General features: G+C 50.5%; 14 protein-coding genes and 1 pseudogene. 7 read left to right on the plus strand and 8 right to left on the minus strand.

From position 1 onward, the window contains the following. Window positions 1–151: 151 nt before the first annotated feature. Window positions 152–394, minus strand: a complete 243-nt coding sequence (locus tag H3M12_RS12805; RefSeq protein WP_233449201.1) for a hypothetical protein — start codon at window positions 392–394, stop codon at window positions 152–154. Further along, on the minus strand, window positions 372–692 hold the full coding sequence (locus tag H3M12_RS12810; protein ID WP_233449202.1) for a hypothetical protein: 321 nt from the start codon (window positions 690–692) through the stop codon (window positions 372–374). The genes H3M12_RS12805 and H3M12_RS12810 overlap by 23 nt, the downstream gene beginning before the upstream one ends. Window positions 693–882: 190 nt before the next feature. Here H3M12_RS12810 and H3M12_RS01510 point away from each other — a divergent pair, with 190 nt between their 5' ends. After that, the gene (locus H3M12_RS01510) at window positions 883–1,281 is read left to right on the plus strand and encodes a hypothetical protein (RefSeq protein ID WP_233449203.1); all 399 of its coding nucleotides are present in this window, start codon (window positions 883–885) and stop codon (window positions 1,279–1,281) included. Between the two features lie 98 nt (window positions 1,282–1,379). Here the strand turns inward: H3M12_RS01510 and H3M12_RS01515 are convergent, their stop codons facing one another. After that, window positions 1,380–2,246, minus strand: coding sequence for an aldo/keto reductase (locus tag H3M12_RS01515; protein ID WP_129033407.1), 867 nt, complete (start codon window positions 2,244–2,246; stop codon window positions 1,380–1,382). Between the two features lie 39 nt (window positions 2,247–2,285). Next, window positions 2,286–3,207 (minus strand): annotated as a pseudogene (locus tag H3M12_RS01520) (IS30-like element ISLsa1 family transposase). Between the two features lie 426 nt (window positions 3,208–3,633). On the opposite strand from H3M12_RS01520, the gene H3M12_RS01525 reads away from it, so the two are divergent. Further along, entirely contained in the window at window positions 3,634–4,263 is a 630-nt protein-coding gene (locus H3M12_RS01525) for a hypothetical protein (protein WP_129032911.1), read from the plus strand. Between the two features lie 102 nt (window positions 4,264–4,365). Here the strand turns inward: H3M12_RS01525 and H3M12_RS01530 are convergent, their stop codons facing one another. Further along, window positions 4,366–5,529 carry an ArgE/DapE family deacylase gene (locus tag H3M12_RS01530; protein WP_129032912.1) on the minus strand — a complete coding sequence of 388 codons (1,164 nt, stop codon included), beginning with the start codon at window positions 5,527–5,529 and terminating at the stop codon, window positions 4,366–4,368. Between the two features lie 205 nt (window positions 5,530–5,734). Here H3M12_RS01530 and H3M12_RS01535 point away from each other — a divergent pair, with 205 nt between their 5' ends. Continuing rightward, on the plus strand, window positions 5,735–6,244 hold the full coding sequence (locus H3M12_RS01535) for a YbhB/YbcL family Raf kinase inhibitor-like protein (protein ID WP_129032913.1): 510 nt from the start codon (window positions 5,735–5,737) through the stop codon (window positions 6,242–6,244). Window positions 6,245–6,256: 12 nt separating this feature from the next. Then, window positions 6,257–6,769 carry a universal stress protein gene (locus tag H3M12_RS01540; protein ID WP_129032914.1) on the plus strand — a complete coding sequence of 171 codons (513 nt, stop codon included), beginning with the start codon at window positions 6,257–6,259 and terminating at the stop codon, window positions 6,767–6,769. Window positions 6,770–6,864: 95 nt separating this feature from the next. Here the strand turns inward: H3M12_RS01540 and H3M12_RS01545 are convergent, their stop codons facing one another. After that, window positions 6,865–8,430 (minus strand): MFS transporter, encoded by a 1,566-nt coding sequence (locus H3M12_RS01545; RefSeq protein ID WP_129032915.1) that lies wholly within the window; start codon window positions 8,428–8,430, stop codon window positions 6,865–6,867. 20 nt (window positions 8,431–8,450) lie between these two features. Further along, window positions 8,451–10,172 (minus strand): hypothetical protein, encoded by a 1,722-nt coding sequence (locus H3M12_RS01550; protein ID WP_182150818.1) that lies wholly within the window; start codon window positions 10,170–10,172, stop codon window positions 8,451–8,453. A gap of 539 nt (window positions 10,173–10,711) precedes the next feature. Between H3M12_RS01550 and H3M12_RS01555 the strand changes: the two genes are divergently transcribed. From H3M12_RS01555 to H3M12_RS01565, 3 genes are all read left to right on the plus strand, one after another. Next, window positions 10,712–11,710: an IS30 family transposase gene (locus tag H3M12_RS01555; protein WP_182150819.1), complete on the plus strand. Its 999-nt coding sequence runs from the start codon at window positions 10,712–10,714 to the stop codon at window positions 11,708–11,710. 106 nt (window positions 11,711–11,816) lie between these two features. After that, the gene (locus tag H3M12_RS01560; protein WP_233449231.1) at window positions 11,817–12,650 is read left to right on the plus strand and encodes a helix-turn-helix transcriptional regulator; all 834 of its coding nucleotides are present in this window, start codon (window positions 11,817–11,819) and stop codon (window positions 12,648–12,650) included. A gap of 127 nt (window positions 12,651–12,777) precedes the next feature. Next, a complete protein-coding gene (locus H3M12_RS01565; RefSeq protein WP_182150821.1) occupies window positions 12,778–15,393 on the plus strand; it encodes a cation-translocating P-type ATPase in 2,616 nt (871 codons plus the stop codon). A gap of 174 nt (window positions 15,394–15,567) precedes the next feature. Here the strand turns inward: H3M12_RS01565 and H3M12_RS01570 are convergent, their stop codons facing one another. Next, window positions 15,568–16,941 carry a sugar porter family MFS transporter gene (locus H3M12_RS01570; protein WP_129032919.1) on the minus strand — a complete coding sequence of 458 codons (1,374 nt, stop codon included), beginning with the start codon at window positions 16,939–16,941 and terminating at the stop codon, window positions 15,568–15,570. Window positions 16,942–17,227 lie beyond the last annotated feature (286 nt).

Below are 17,227 nucleotides of genomic sequence, written 5' to 3' on the forward strand. Positions count from 1 at the left end.
ACCGTATTTCGTCGACATCACCCTGATCGGTTCGCAGCACCCACCGACTTTCTGACACCCAGATGACTCGCTACTTGTAATGGAAGTTAGCGTTCAATATTTGATTGACTAGAATGATAGCACGATGAGAAAACCACGTCAACCAGTCATTTTAGATTTTAGCAAAGGGGGCTGGATATTCCAACATACCGCCCACGTGAGCCAATGCCCCGGCGTTCAAGGGTTTGATGAGGTGATTGCCCATCGGCACTAAGCGGGGATTATGAATCGAAAATTCTTCGGCCATCACGTACCCGCGCTGCCCGTAGTAGTTGGGGTCACCCACGACACTCACGGCCGGATAGCCGGCTAAGCGAGCACGTACTTCTAACTCACTTAAGAGTTGACTCCCCACACCATTGCCTTGCCAAGTTGGTTTCACAGCCAACGGGGCCAGACAGAGCCAAGATGGTGGTGGTGTGTTGGGTCCCGCGCACCGTGACCGGCGTCAGGATGCCGTGGCCCACGACCTGGTCGATTGAGGGCTTGGCCACCATTTCAAAGGTGGGTTGGTAATCAAACGTGGTCCGTAACTGGTGTAAGAAGCCGACCTCTTGGCCCTGACTCTGCGGGACCGGGGCGAACGCATCCGCCACTAGTTGGTCAACTTGGTCAAAATCGGTCGGTTGAATCGTTTCAAAGCTTAACTTCAAGTTGTCTACCTCTCATTTCTCCGTAGCTTACAACAAGTCGGTATGGGGAATCTGCTCCCCAGCCGGGACAATACTGTGTTATTATACACGACTGAACCTAGAATTCGAGGAATCTCCCCGAAATTTAGCCAAATCACTTGAATTTGAACGGGTATCCCCGTAAACTAAGCACAACTTTATTAGAATTGAGATGATTTTCTTGACGCACAAACTGCGTTGGGCCATCGCCGCGGTGATTTTGTTCGTGCTCTTCGTCTTGGCGGCCATCTACTGGGGCTTTCTAGATCCCAGCAAAATCGGTCTCGAATGGACCATCTTGTGGTATTTCGTGGCCGCCGGCGGGGCGTACTACTTCTACTTTAAAAACGTCACCTACCGTGCGATCATCTACTACGCGCACCAGTTGGACTACCACTACGCCGACTTAAAGGCCTGGGTCCCAAACTTGCGCGAGAACCAGGACGTGCCCAATCCGGACAAGCCCCGCTGGTTCAGTCCCTTCGCCAAGGTCCCTATCACCGCCACCAACATCATTGGTGACAAGTTGCTGGCCGAAGCCAAAGAAAAACACATTCCGCTCTACCGCTAGTCATTGGGCGATACCGGCGAAAACCTAAAACAGGAAGCATGCTCCTTTCAGTGGGGCTTGCTTCCTGCTTTGAGTCCCCGGTAAATTTCAATGGGAACTTATTTTTTCGGACCGTCGTAGGTCTGCGACTGCTTCAACCATTCCTCGTCGTCGGGGTCGGCGCCAACGCGGTGGCCGGTGTCGAGGTCTTCAATCTGGTGCATCTCGTCTTCATCTAAGCCAAAGGCAAAGATGTCCCGGTTCTGTTCGATGCGGTCCTGGTGCGTGGACTTCGGGATGACCACTTCTTCACGTTGGACGTGCCAGCGCAAGATGACCTGGGCCGCACTAACGCCGTGGGCCGCCGCAATCTCGTTGATCACCGCATCGTTGATGGCGTTATTCTGGCCACCACCCAGCGGACTCCAAGCTTCGTGCAGGATACCTTGGCTCTCCAAATAAGCGTGGAGGTCCGTTTGTTGGAAGTATGGGTGCGTTTCGACCTGGTCGACCACCGGCTTGACCGTGGCCTTTTCCATCAGGTGTTCCAAATGGTGCTGCTGGAAGTTCGAGACACCGATATTCTTGATCTTACCTGCCTGGTACAGGTCTTCTAAGGCCCGCCAGCTCTCTTCGTAACCGGGCGCTGGCCAGTGGATCAGATACATGTCGAGGTAGTCCAGCCCCAACTTATCCAAAGTCGTTTGGAAGGCCTGCTTGGTCTGGTCGTACCCGCGCACGCTGTTCCAGAGTTTGGAGGTCACAAAGATCTCGTCGCGGGGCACGTTGCTTTCGCGAATGGCGGCGCCCACCCACTGCTCGTTGCCGTAGTAAGCGGCCGTGTCGATGTGGCGGTAACCCGCTTCAAGTGCCCATTTCACGGCGTTTTTCGTGTCGGCTGCATTGTCGACGCGAAACACCCCGAGCCCCAATTGGGGAATCGTATTGCCGTTGTTTAACGGTAAGGCCGGAATCTCATTATGCATGTTTCATAACCACCTTTTTTAATTTGGCAAATTACAAGTTTAATCCGAACAAGCCCGGAATCTTTCAATGGCAGTCTGTTGATGATGTATTTTTAATGGTCGTTGATTAATTAGTTCAAGTGCTGCTAGGATCTCATCAGTCGTTACTTGGCTAAAATTGGTCTTTTTCGGGAAGAACCAGCGTAACCGTCTATTAAAATATTCATTGGAACCTCGCTCCCATGGTGAATATGGATGGCAAAAATAAACTTTGATCTGATAATCCTGTTCTAAGGCCTGATAATTGGCAAACTCTTTACCATGATCAACAGTAATGGATTTTACTTGGGGACCGAAGGCCCCCATAAACTTGCCAAAGGCGGTGTTTAGAGCCTTAGCCGTTCTATTAGGGGCTTTGATGGCCCATAGAAGTCGGGTCTTACGTTCTACGAATGTAACCAGACATGATCCGTGACTCACTTCGACTAGAAAGCACCGTATCTACTTCCCAATGACCAAAAGCTAACCGTTGATCAACAGTTGTTGGCCGTTGTTCGATGGAAGTCCCACTTGTAAATTTCCCACGATTTTCGCTCACTCGGTGCTGGCGGACATTCCGATTGGGTAGATCAGTCAATTTGAAGGGGAGCCAGCCACGATTAAGCCAATTATAAATTGACGCAGTGCTCAAGTTATAAGCGGCCGCAATGGTTTCTGGTGACCAGGTTAATCGTAAGTGATTGGTAATTAAAGTCGCTAATGCTGCCGTCAGCATCGAACGACGACCGCAATTCCGCCTTTTGCGATCTGCATCTTGCTGAGCTAATTCTGGATCATAAGGTTTAACCCGGTCCAACTCATAGCTAATCGTAGCTTTGGCGACGCCTAAGGCGTCAGCCATTACTTGGTAAGATTTATTCCCCTCATTGACCAGTTGTGCTAGTGCGCCACGTTGAAAACGTGATAAAGTAGATGTACTCAAAGTAATCACTCCCTATATTGGTTGGAATTAGCTACTACCATTGTAAGTGATTGCTTTGGGCTTTTTAATTTCTGTTCGGATTAATTATAGAATTTGCCATTTCAATACATCCATTTTACAATACCCCACCCACTTTCGCACATCTGGTGACGTAATCCTCAAAATTTAGAGGTTTTAGTTTCTAACAATTAAGATTTTGCGTTAAGATGAAAGGTGTGGTAGTTTGTCGTGGGTAACGGCAAACTCGTTTTTGGATTTACAGCAAATAAACGGTCGCCTCCCGGGGGAATTTTTCGTCGGGCGGCGTTGTGTCCCTTAACGTCCACTTAGCTTTATTGGGTGGGGGTCTGCCCCACCGTGTTGTTACTCATCGCGTTACCCGGACGTTAACGGAACCACCGTTTACTGGACATGGAGGTTTTTCAGTTGAACAACCAAGAACCAAAATCACGCGTACAACGGTATAATTTTAACGACGTCCACCAGCCGCCGCGGCGGCACCGCCAACAACGGCGCTGGTGGCCCTGGTTGATGACTTTGCTCACGCTGGCCATCGCGGTGTTGTTAGTCCTGGCCATCAACACACACCAGTCCTCATCGTCGCGGACCGCAACGGCTTCGAGTGCCGACGCGTCCTTAGCGGCCAAATCGTCCTCGACCTCGCAACAGTCGGCCTACGACCAATTTGAGACCAAGTACAAACGCTACCTATCAAACGGCACGTTGACCTTGACTCAGAAGCAGAAGCTCCAGGAGAGCATCAACAACGAAGATAACAGCGCGGTCCAAAGTCGGGAACAAAAGCTCCTGAACCAGGCCGAGGTCAAACGCTCGTCGAGTTCGAGCAATGCGGCAAAGTCGAGCGCCAACTCGACGCAAAAGGCCCAACAGAGCCAAAATGCCAGTTCGTTCGACACGCCCCACACCTTCTCGTCGGTCGCCGACGCCCAAAACTGGGCCCAGGCGTCCAAGAGTCAGTGGTTACAGGCCGGCTACTCGACCTACACCATCACGTCCGATGGGCAAGGCAATTATAATTTACAATTTGTTCGCTGATTTGAGTGTGCACCCCAGTACTAGGGGTGCGCGCAACAAAAACAGGCTGACCGGGAATTCATCTTCCTGGTCAGCCTGTTTTTGTTATCGATTTAGGACTGGTTAGTGCGTCACAACGGTCGACTGGAAAAACGCTGGGACGAACGCTTCGTAGAAGTCGATGGCCTGCAAGTACGCGGCCAAACTGATGTACTCGTCCGGTTGGTGGGAGGTGTTGCTACCCGGGCCAATTTCGATGCTGGTGAAGTCGCCCTTGCCCCGCAAGAATTCCGCGCCGTCGTTAGCGCCCCCGGAGCCCACGATTTGCGTGTCGTGGCCGCAGACCTGGTCACTGATCTGCTTGGCCAATTGGACCAGCGGGGCCTGCGGATCACCGGGGATGGCCTCCTCGGGAAAACTGTAGGTCAGCTCAAGGTCGACGCCCGGTTCCTGGTTGAGCTTGGCCACTAGTCCTTCGAGTTCATCATATAACATTTGGTTGGGATACGCCGGAATCGTCCGCATGTTAGCCATCAATTCGGCGTGGGCCGGAATAGAATTGACCTGCTCACCGCCGGAAATCAAATCAACGTTGTGCAACAACCCGCCCAAGACCGGGTCAACCTGGGTATGTTGGGCCATCATGGGCCCCACAGCGTTGTAAAACTTCATGAGATTGGTAATCGCGTTGACACCGAGCTCCGGACTGGCGCTGTGGACGCCCTTGCCGGTGGAGACCACCTTGTAGTCGATAACGCCCCGCGCGGTGTAGACTACCTGGTCCAGCCCACTGGGTTCGGCAATGACCAGCCCTGCGAGGTGATCAGCGTATCCGGCATCGGTCAGTTGCGCGGCACCATATTCACCGGTCTCTTCACCCACCGTAGCCAACAAACGCACGCCCCCGGCCAGTGGTTGGTGCTGTTCTAAGGCTTCGAGCATGGCGATGGTGATGGCGGCTAAGCCACTCTTCATGTCCGAAGCTCCCCGGCCAAAGAGCTGGTCCCCCACAATTTCACCGCCAAACGGCGCGTGGTGCCAGGCGGTTTCATCGCCCGGCGCCACCACGTCCATGTGCCCGGCTAACCCCAGCAGCGGACCAGTGGGGTCGCCGATGGTCACCACCAGATTGTCCCGGCCAGGTGCATAGGTCAAACGTTCGACCTTGGCCTGCGGGTACGGGGCAAAGAGACTGGCCAGGTAATCCGCCACTTCTGCTTCGTGGGCGTTAACGGACGGAATCTGAATCAATTGTTGCAGAATTTCAATTTTTTGCGCTGGGGTCATGGCACATCAAGTCCTTTCAATTAAAAAATGATTAACCCTAGCTTACGCTCTTTTAATCAAGAATCAAGCCTATTTTAATAAATTATACGGATTTATTTTTATATATGGATTTTTATACATTGATTTGCATAATGTTCTTAGTCGAGGTTCCTGGGATCCTGCGGTATAATGAAAGCAGTTTAGGACTCATTTTAGGAGGGATTTCATGCGTATTTTTGTACCAACTGACAACGGCTACCTGGCCGACGACTATAGTAAGCATGCCACCAAGGAGGACATGAACGGGCACAACCCCGTTAAGTCATTTCCCATTAGTCTGAGTAAACTCCCCAAGAAGACCCAGACCTTGGCGTTGAACCTCATCGACTTCGACGCTGTCCCGGTCTCCGGCTTCCCGTGGATTCACTGGGTCGCTGCCAACTTCCCTGGTACCACCCGGGAGATCACGGCCGACGTGTCCCGGACCAACGCGATTCCTCACGTTCACGGTCGCAACAGTAACGCCGGCTCATTAATCGGCAACACCGACCCGGCCATTTACCAAAACTACACCGGCCCGGTGCCACCGGACAAGGACCACGACTACAGTCTGACGGTCTACGCGCTGGACACTAAGTTGGACCTGGAAGACGGCTTCTGGTTGAACGACTTGTTGCACCAGATCAACGGTCACGTGCTCGACACCGCAACGATCACGTTGCGCGGTCGGGTCTAAGCGGAGGCTGTCATGTCAGCAAATTACCAAAACATTCTGGTCCCGGTCGACGGGTCCGTGCAAGCCGAACTGGCGTTGAAAAAGGCGGTGCTGGTGGCCCAACGTAACGACAACGCCCACATCGACTTGCTCAACGTGTTGCGCATCACCCACGGCTTATCCTCACGGGAATCCATGCCAGGGAGCGTCATCCACGAGTTGGCCCAAGACGCCACGGCGTATTTACAGTCACTAGTCGACACCACCGCGGCGGCCACCGGCTTTCACGCGATTTCACCGCACGTGCGCTTCGGTAACCCCAAGACCGTTATCGCCCACGAGTTCGTCAAGGACCACCATAACGACCTCATCATGATGGGTGCCACCGGCCTCAGCGCCGTGGCCCGGATGGTCGAAGGCTCGGTCACGGCCTACGTTAGTCGGACGGCTTCGATTGACGTCTTCGTGGTGCGGACCGACCTGGACCGCCGCCCCATCGATATCCCGGCGGTCAGTGAGAAGAATCAGCAACAACCGAAATTTTAAAGACCTGAATTATTGGTCTAGTAATTCAAAACGGACTGTCACACTCGTCAAAGCGAGAATGTGGCAGTCCGTTTCTATAGTCAGACAACTAATATTTAATTATTTTGCCAAACCTTGATATCGTGATAATTAATCTCAGTTAAGTCATTCAGCGTAGCTTCCGTCTGTGGATCAACGTCAGCCATCTTACCGCCATCACGTAACCGCTTAATTTCGGCATTAACCACCTTGGACGTCTTCCGAGTGACCTTAAACTTCATGGCCCCGATCAACGCAATCACAATCAAGAGTCCGACAACGATACTGATAATGCCAACAATCATTAACTTGGCACTTTCAGGTTCGCCGACCGACCCAGAGCTTGACTTCACAAAACCAGAAGCATCCAGCATCAATCCAACGACAATCGTTCCCAAAGCAATGGACGTCTGCATGATGAACATCATGACAGAAGCAAAGACCCCTGACCGATTTTCACCAGTCACAACCGTATCAATATCGGGAATAAACGGAAAGACGTTCCATGGAATAAACCAGAGAATGTATTGCCCAATATTGTAGAAGAAGCAAATCACACTCAACCAAACGATAATGTGCGCTGGCCGGTTAAAGGCAACAAAGGCCGTCGCAGCACACGCGCCAATAATCGGCACGTAAGCGTACATGTAAAGGGCTCGAGGCGTAATTTTGGTAATTGCCCAACCGGCAATAATCGTGATTGGAATTGAGACTAAACTAAACATACTCAGGTAAGCCGCCGTAGCGGAAGATAAGCCAATGACATCAACAATGTAATAGGCAAAGACCGTGCCCCAAACAGAAGCGGCCAGATAAGAAGCCCCAAAAATCAACAGGTGAATCCGGTAAGCTTTAATTTTGAACGTTGAGACATAGCTTTTAACCGCTGACTTCAAAAGAACCCAGACGCTCCGCTTTTGACCATTGCTGTGTGATTCTTCGACCGCTGCTTCTTCCTTGGTCACAAAGTGTTCCCAAGTACTAAAGTAAGTGACTAAAATCAAGACGAAAGCGCCAACGGAGAAGATGGCTTGCGCAGTCATGTATGGGACTGGACTGGTTTTAGGCCACATCTTGAACATCTGTGCAATCACCCACTGAATAAGGGGCGCAAACGCACCGGCGAAGACCATCCGGGACGTGGACAACTTGGTCCGTTCGTTGTAATCTTTGGTCATTTCGTTCGACAGCGTATCGTACGGAATTTCCAAGAATGACAGCATCATATTCGTGATCAAGTACGTTGCTAGATAGTAGATATAATTCATGTTGGGAACCCATTGAATAATAGCAATTAACGCCGCTGGGGCTGCCAACAAGAGGAAGAAGTGCCGCCGACCAAATCGTCGACCGAACTTTAATTTATAGAATTTATCTGAAATATTTCCGGCAAGTAAAGTGGTGAAGGCATCGACGACCCGGCCAATCGCAAAGATTGAAGCCCCTTCGACCGCACTCAACCCACAAAATGTCGTGTAGAAGAACAGCAGCCACGTCACAACCATACCTTGCATCGCTTGACTATACGATGAAAAAACACCAAAGCCAATCGACCGCCAAAATCCAATTTTCTTTTTTGCTCGATAGATACGCTTGGAACGGTACTCGTCCCAACCATCGTGGAGCACTTTCTGATCCGTCATGTTTCTGACCTCCTATCGCTTTATTTAAATTCACAATATTTCAAGGCAAAGTACAGGCCCCAATCCTGATCGTTTGCCCAGGGATCGAGTTGATGAGCGGCTTGACCGTTTACTTTTAGTGGGTAGATCATGGCACACGAGGCACTCCCATCTTCCCCAAAGAGTGACAACGGGGCTCGTAAAGACTTGTGCGCTAAAGGCTCATAACTGGCCTCAACCACTTGTTGAGCGTGAGCAAATGCCAATCCGGATAACGCGGTCCAATAATGCGGGAACGTGTCGCCTAACATCCGATTCTTACCAAACCAATAGCCATCCCAATGGCGCAAAGCTACTTCGTTCAAGTGATAATCGGGTTGCAACCCTTCAAACTGGGCCAACGATTGTAACTGAACCTTAGCGGCCGCTAGGTACTTTTCTTCCCCCGTCAAGTGATACATATCGACAACGTACAACGCCGCCGGGCCAACAATTGCTTGCTCATAGGACACTTCTGATTCTGGATAGTTAACGCCATTTTTTACAATGTAATCAACGTTTTGTCGATAACAGTCGAGTAGCTGATCAGCTTGCTCTTTGCGCCCTGCTTGGCGAAAAAGCCGCATCGATTCTGCCATTGGAATGCCAATAGCATAAAACTCAACTCCCCCAATCTGGTAGAAGTGCATCATCACGCGGTAGCACCACTCCAGATACTTTTGGTCATTTTCCAATTGGAACATTTCCAGAAATAATTGTGCGACCCATGGATAGTTGTACAACCGGGGGTCATCATTATTTCGCGGCGCATCGTTATAGACTGTGCCCGTCTCAACATCAACTAAATTAGTCGTGACGTAGTTAATATAGGCCAACAAACTTTTATATAATTTTTTATCGGGGATATGCCGGAGATAATACGCCATCAAAACCCCCATGCCGACCCGTTCACGGCCGCCATTATGATCATTCACGTGGATGTAATACTGTTGGTGCTCATCATTGTCGTAAATCAAGTAAGCACCGTTAAGTACGCTTTCGGGATTCAAACATTGTTGTTTTTCAGCAATGAAATGTACCCGCCGACTGGCCAGTTCAACTAACGGTAACGTCCGGAAGAACAGTGCATGGGTATGCTGCTCGTGCCAATCAATGACCACGAGATTTTCACCATTAACCCCCGCCGGGAGAGTTACCACGGCCGTAGCCGTTGCTTGGTCCCAATCAGTGGCGACCAAATGATGTTGCCACCAAACTTGTGGTCCTACCGTTGACGTCGTTCCCCCACCCACGTGAATTCTGAACGTTAGTGGTTGGTTGCCCGTCACTACAAAATCATCGGCTGTCACATCGATGTAATCTGGTGTTCGTTGCAAAACCTCCTTGAACTGTTTTTTTCCGTTAAACCAGAAGAGTTTCCAACTTAGCGTATAGGATTCTCCTGGTTGTAATTTAAAGTTTTCGGGGTGCAGTCTAATCACACCACGGGTATTGCTAACTTCTTCTTCCCGACCCGAAAAGTCATAACTACGTTGAATGCTGTAGCCTTTCAAACTCCCTTGTTGCAGAAGCAGTCCTAAGTGCGGGGCTTGGCCTCCTTGACGTAATGCCATGAGGTAACTGCAGGTTTCCCCGCACCAGATATGAGTATTGCTACATTGCGTTAAGCCAACACTGGCTTTAGTGTAGTAATCCGGTAACGGGACATCGATGCCCACATCCGTGTCGAGAGTGTCCATCTTTAGTTGAATTCGTAAAAACATAGGTTTCTGTCAAACTTTCGTCAGTCAATTGACGGCTAACAGTTACGTTGAGGTCCACTGTTGTGTGCACCTTTCCCCAAATTTCGTGGGCTTTTACCCAATTCATGTGGTATTGATCCTGGCGGTTGAGAAGCCCAACCACCTGATTTTGCGCATCCGTCTTAACCTGGAAAGTTACCGATTGGCCCGTTATTTCCGTATTTTTTATCTCCAAATGTATCACCTTATTTGTCTAATAAGAATTTACTTATATAAATGTGTAAAAACCTGATGTTAACGCCATTTCGCTAGCGACCTTTTATTTCTGAAGCTGTGATAATTAACTATCAATTGAATTGTAACCCCTTTCACAAATGATTATAATGTCCATAAACGGTCAATTAATAACCTTTTTTATCTTACCCAGAAAAGAGGCATCGCAGATGTACTCGACGAATTTACAATTGAAGTGCAACAAGTAAGAAAATAAAAATAGACTCCTAGCCTGAGTCCTGTAGAATGAAGTCACCATAACAATCATCTAAAGGAGTTCTTAGGCTATGAGTCCATATACACATCTTACCTTAAAAGACCGCGAATGCATACTGTTAGGTGTAACTTTACACCATACTTACCAGGTTATTGCCAATCAAATCGGTTGTTCCAAAGCCACTGTGTCACGAGAAATTAAACGCAACGGCGGTCGGGGCGCCTATTCCGCCGTAAAAGCCCAGCAGAACTATCAACAGCGCCGATTAAAGAGTCGCCGCCTCAGGGTACTGGAGAATTTAAAGCTACGCGACTTTGTCCTTCACTGCATTCTTCAACGACAATGGTCACCCGAGCAAATCGCCGGTCGTTTATCTTTAGAGACCAGTAATTGGCATATCAGCTACAACACGATTTATCGCGGAATTGAACGAAATAATTTAGGCGTTAAACGTAAAAGTCATGGGGCTCGAGGATTCGCTCGAAAGTTACGACATCGTGGGAAAACTCGTAAGGTTAAAGGAACTGTCAACGAACGACGTGGCCGTTTTAATAATGTCCCATCAGTCCATGAACGACCAGTCTCATGTGAGAATCGGACTCGTTTTGGCCATTGGGAAGGCGATACCGTTCGCGACAAGGTCGGGCGTTCGGGTTTAGTGTCACTGGTCGACCGTAAGTCACGATACCTTCTGTCTGAGCGTGTACCCAAAGTGAATGCCAAGAATGTGACCCAAGCGATGATCGACCTCCTGCATACAGTCACACCTAAACGCGTTCGTACGCTTACACCAGACCGAGGTACAGAGTTTGCGGGTTATCGTGAAGTCGGTAAAGAGCTTGGTATCTCAGTCTATTTTCCAGACCCGCACGCACCACAACAACGTGGGACCAACGAAAATACCAATGGTCTCATCCGAGAGTATTTTCCCAAAGGAACTGACCTTGATGAACTGACCGATCAAGATATCGCGAAGTTTGTCAGGAATTTAAATAATCGCCCCCGTAAGGTCTTAGGCTGGAAGACACCATCTGAAGTTTTCTTCGGTAAAAAGTTACACTTGATTTGACAATTCGTCACACCAAAAACCTGTTATTTTTACGATTGGCGGTAAATTCATCAGTTCTTCTTCGTGGGCCCACGAGAAAAAACGCTTCAGCGATTACGAACTCATTATTTGCCTTAAGGGAGCGGTCTATCTTCAAATCAATCATCAAAAGTATACTGTGCTTCCGGACGAAGTCTTATTAGTTCCCTACCCATCTGAAGTCCAGGGCTATCAAAAAAGTGATAGTGTGATTTTCTTTTGGTTGCATTTTGCAGCTAACGACAGACACACTTTCCTAACCAAACGCTATTCTGACACTCAGCTCAGCGAAATTGCCCAGAATGGCTTATCCGACTACTTCATTCTTCCCGATAAGTTTAAATTACTGGACACCCAGGAAATTTCCGTCCTGGTTTATCAACTCTTAGATAGTCATACCCATGACACCTTTTACTTTGAAGAAAGCAACTATTTGATGACCTACTTACTTTTAAAAATCAGTAGTCAATTTCTCCAGGGAATTCGAACGCAACATACATCCAATATCTATTACACTCGCATGATGCACATTAAAAGTTGGGTTCGATCTCACATGTCTGTCCGTCTAACCGTTACCGACATTGCCCATAACTTCGGTCTCACTCCGCAGTATCTCTCGCGTTTTTTCAAGCAAAATCAAGGACAAACATTAATCGAATATATTAACCAGCAAAAAATAAAAGTTGCCTGCGAACTCCTTTTGCGAACAACTCTTTCCGTGAAACAAATTTCGAACTTCGCCTACTTCAAAAATGAAAAACAATTTTTTCTACAGTTTCGTAAATTAACTGGCACCACACCACTCCACTACCGCCAAATTCACGGGCCCATTCATACTAATAATCCTTATGTTGACCCTGAGTTACCAGTCCCCAAAAAAGCTCTGCTACGGCTAGAACGAGAAGCCAAAGAAAAACACTAATTTCAACTTTTTCCATCTCCTAAAAATCTTCACAAATCCCGCATAGTTTACACTAAACTTTTCGTCATAATAAGACTATGTTAATAAACAATCTAATCTTTTTATAGAGTAACGGAGGATCCTAATCATGACGAGAAAAGAGATGACGCACTTTAACCTGACAACTGAACACGGCTTGACCGCACAAGAAGTCCAAGCCAGCCGGCAAACCGCCGGGACAAACGAACTGGTGGCGGCGAAGAAGCCCGCTTTATGGCGGCAAATTGCCCACCATTTAAACGACGTGTCCTCGCTGGTCCTGCTGTTTGCGGTCGGACTGGCCAGCTACATGGCCCTATTCCAAGGTGGTGGCTGGACCAAGTCCATCGTGATTGGGGCCATCCTGGTGATCAACGTGGCCATTGGTCTCTACCAGAAAGCCTCGGCCGAAAAAGCCCTAGCAGCGCTACAGTCCATGAGCCTACCAACCACCACGGTTCGCCGGGACGGCGTGGCCCAAAGTATCGCGGCTAAAGACGTGGTCCCGGGTGACCTGGTATTGCTGAAGGCCGGTGACCAGATTCCCGCCGACGGGGTGGTGCTCGAAAGCACGAACTTGACCGTCGACGAAGCCGTTCTAACCGGGGAAAGCGTCCCCGTCGCCAAACACTCCCTGACCACCCTAACCGCTATCGTCGACGAGCAACACGTCTACTCCGGCACGGCCGTGACCGCCGGAACCGCCATCGTGCAAATCGTGACTACCGGAATGGCCACGGAACTCGGCCAAATCGCGGGCCTGTTGAATAAGACTAAGAAACGCGCGACGCCCTTACAAGGCCGCTTGAACCGCCTGTCCGGTTGGCTGACCAGTTTCGCCGTTTTAGGCGGCCTGGTGATCTTTGCCCTGAGTATCTGGATGCAAAATCAAGGCATCGCCGACAGCCTAATGATCGGGATCTCCCTGGCCGTGGCGGCCGTGCCCGAAACTCTGCCAATTATCGTAACCATCAGTCTGGCCCACGGGGTCAAGCGGATGGCTCACCGTAACGCTATCATGCGCCGGGTCAACGCGGTCGAAACCATCGGCGGCGTCGACGTTATCGCCTCGGACAAGACCGGGACGTTGACACAAAACAAGATGACCATCACCCGCTACTGGACGCCCAAGTCCAAAACCAGTTTTGCCGCCGATGACCTGACACCGGCGGGTAAAGACCTGATGCGCTACCTGGGGCTAGCGACCAACGCCGAAATCAAGACGGTGGCCGGCCAAGAAGAGACCCACGGTGACCCTACGGAATTGGCCATCGTGCGCTGGCTAGCCAGCCACGACCGCAGCCGGGCCAAGTTTGAGCGCCTGGCGCCGCGGGTAGCCGAAGACCCCTTCGACTCCACTAAGAATACCATGGCCACGGTCCACCACCTAGCCGACGGGCAACAACTGGTCATCGTTAAAGGGGCCTTTGACCGCCTGCCGATTAACTGGACGCCCGCTCAACGGGCCGCGGCCACGCAAGTCCACGATGAGTTCGGCCAGCAAGCCTTACGGGTCCTGTCGGTCGGCTACAAGCTGATGCCGCAAACCACCAGTGTTGACTGGGCAGAACTGACGCAGGATCTGACCTTTGCCGGACTGGTCGGCATCATCGACCCACCGCGGCCGGAAGTCATCCCCGCCATCCAAGAGGCCAAACGGGCCGGCATCAAGCCGGTGATGATCACCGGAGACCACATGGTGACCGCCGCGGCCATCGCCGAAGAAATCGGCATCCTGACGCCCGGCCAACGAGTCCTCTCGGGAACGGAACTCCAGACCATGAGTGACACCGACTTAGCCGACCAGATTCACGACATCGCGGTCTACGCTCCGGTCTCCCCGAGTGACAAGATTCGCATCGTCCAGGCTTGGCAGGCGGCCGGCAAGACCGTGGCCATGACCGGTGATGGGGTCAACGACGCCCCGGCCCTAAAGGCCGCCGACGTCGGGATTGCCATGGGGATTACCGGGACCGAGGTTTCCAAGGGCGCCGCGGACATGATTTTGACTGACGACAACTTTGCCACGATTATCGCGGCGGTCCGTGAAGGCCGGACGGTCTACCAAAACATTTTGAAGGCCGTCGAGTTCTTGGTCGGGGTCAACTTCGCCCAAATCTTCCTGATGGTCGGTGCCGTCTTGATGGGCTGGGGCGCCCCGCTGCTGGCGGAACAGCTCCTGTTGATCAACGTGCTCGCCGACGGGATTCCTGGCTTCTACATTAGCCGTGAACCTGGCGAGAAAGCCGCTATGGCCCAGCCACCGGTGGAAAACGACGAAAGCCTCTTCGCCCGCGGTTTGGGTGGTCGGTTAGCCTTACGGGCGGCCACGTTTACCGTCTTGACGCTCGGCATCTACGCGATTGGTCGTTTCGGCCTCAGCAACGGGCAAGCCACCATCGGCACGACCATGGTCTTCCTGGTGCTGGCCGTCGGGTCGATGGTCGACATCTACGCCATCAAGGACCGCCAACCGCTGTCGCTGGCCAGTCTCAAACGCAACCCGGTCCTGAATTGGGCGATGCTGCTAGCCGTGGGCGTGGTCCTCGTGGTGGCTACGGTTCCCGGACTCCAACACCTCTTTGGCCTAGTTAACTTGCCACTGAGCGCTTGGGCCCTGGTCATCCCCGCGATGCTCATCCCCACGCTGGTGCTCGAACTGGCCAAGCGCTGGACGCGCCGCAACCGGGAAACGGCTGTCGATCTCGCCTGGGGCGACGACTAACCACTTCATTTAACGCTCTACGCAAAAATGGCGTCCCCGCACTGGGGACGCCATTTTCATATTTATACTCATGATAACTCGGCATGCCTATAAGTACCGCCTGAGCACCAAGAAAGTTATTGGGGTTCTGACTGAAAATCCCCACAAGAATCCTCGTCAATCAATAATTTTAACTTAATTTTGCGTGGTGACATGAGCAGTCTTGGCATCGTGCTTCCGCCGTAAAGTGGCTTCGATCTCTTCCAGAGAACGATTCCGGGTTTCGAAGACCATTTTGTGGACGAACCAGATGGACAAGAAGCACAAAACACCGTAACCAATAAACAGACTTCCAGTTCCGAAGAAGTCCAATAGCGAGGGGAAGGTCAAAGAAACGACCATGTTTGCCGACCAATTGATTACACTAGCAAAGGAATTCCCTAACCCCCGAATATTCAGCGGGAAGACTTCCCCAATCATAACCCACATCACAGGTCCCCAAGTCGCGGAGAAGAACGCAATGTAGATAGTCAGGGCAATCACACAAATAACGGCGGCAGCAAAGGAATCCCCAGAGAATTTCATCGCGAAACTCATAATGAACAAGGAAATTCCCATACCAATCGCACCAATATTCAGCATCTTTTTCCGGTCGATCTTATCCATGATGGCCACGGCCACCGCCGTGACGATCACGTTAAAGATTCCAATTCCGATATGAGCAATCAGCGCCGCGGAGACCCCAAACCCCACATCGGTAAAAATAGTCGGCGCGTAGTACAGCACCGTATTACACCCCATGACTTGTTGGAAAATGGCCAATCCCAAGCCAATAATCAAGGATGGTCGCACCATCGGCCCAAAGAGTTCGGACCAACCGCCACTCTTAATCTTGGCCTGTTCATGAATCTGTTCTAGCTCCTGGTTCACGGCCGCCGTATCGTGTTGGTTCATGGTATCCAACACGTCTCGTGCCTGTTCGCCCCGACCCGTTTTTACCAAGTACCGTGGACTTTCAGGCAGAACCAGCCCGCCCAAGAACAACAACGCCGCGGGTACCGCGGCCAATCCTAACATCCAGCGCCAGCCGGTATACATACCCGAGAACGTGTAATTGATGACATAGGCCAGAAAGATCCCGGTCATCACCATCAGTTGAAATAAACTTGATACAGTCCCCCGCTTGCTGGCAGGAGCCAATTCAGCTAAGTACGTTGGAATCAACGCTGAGGCGGCCCCAACGGCCATCCCCAAGATGATTCGAGAAATAATCAGCGTCCAAAATTCTGGCGAAAAGGCTGAGCCAATCGCCCCAACAAAGAAAATAATCGCAGAAAACAGTAGTAGCTTACGTCGTCCATAACGATCAGATGATGGGCCAATGATAGCAGCCCCTAAAATGGCTCCCAGCAGGACCGCACTAACGACCCAACCTTGTTGCCAAGACCCCAAATTCATTTGCCGTTGAATAAACAAAATGGCCCCAGAAATAACTCCGGTATCATATCCGAAGAGGAGGCCGCCAAGTGCGCCAAAGAAGTAGACAAACCCTGTCGAAACCTGTCGCATAGTTTTAGCTCCTTAGTAAGTTGTGCCCGTGATTTCCCAGTCAAATGTAAGTTGGTGACTGTCGCATTTAGTGTTGGTTGGCTCACGCGACCAACCTTAGAGATAATATACCACACCCTTCACTTCTTTGAAAGAGTTTTCTAAAATTAATTATGAATAATCGTTCACTACTCGTGATTATCAGGATTATCCAATTAAATTCGAATTACTCAAAACAAGATAAACTTAAGATATTTACCACCAATACGGGCAAACAGTTGGAAAAAATCAACGTCCGCAATTGATG

It is taken from the genome of Levilactobacillus suantsaii (assembly GCF_014069315.1).
GTDB lineage: Bacteria > Bacillota > Bacilli > Lactobacillales > Lactobacillaceae > Levilactobacillus > Levilactobacillus suantsaii.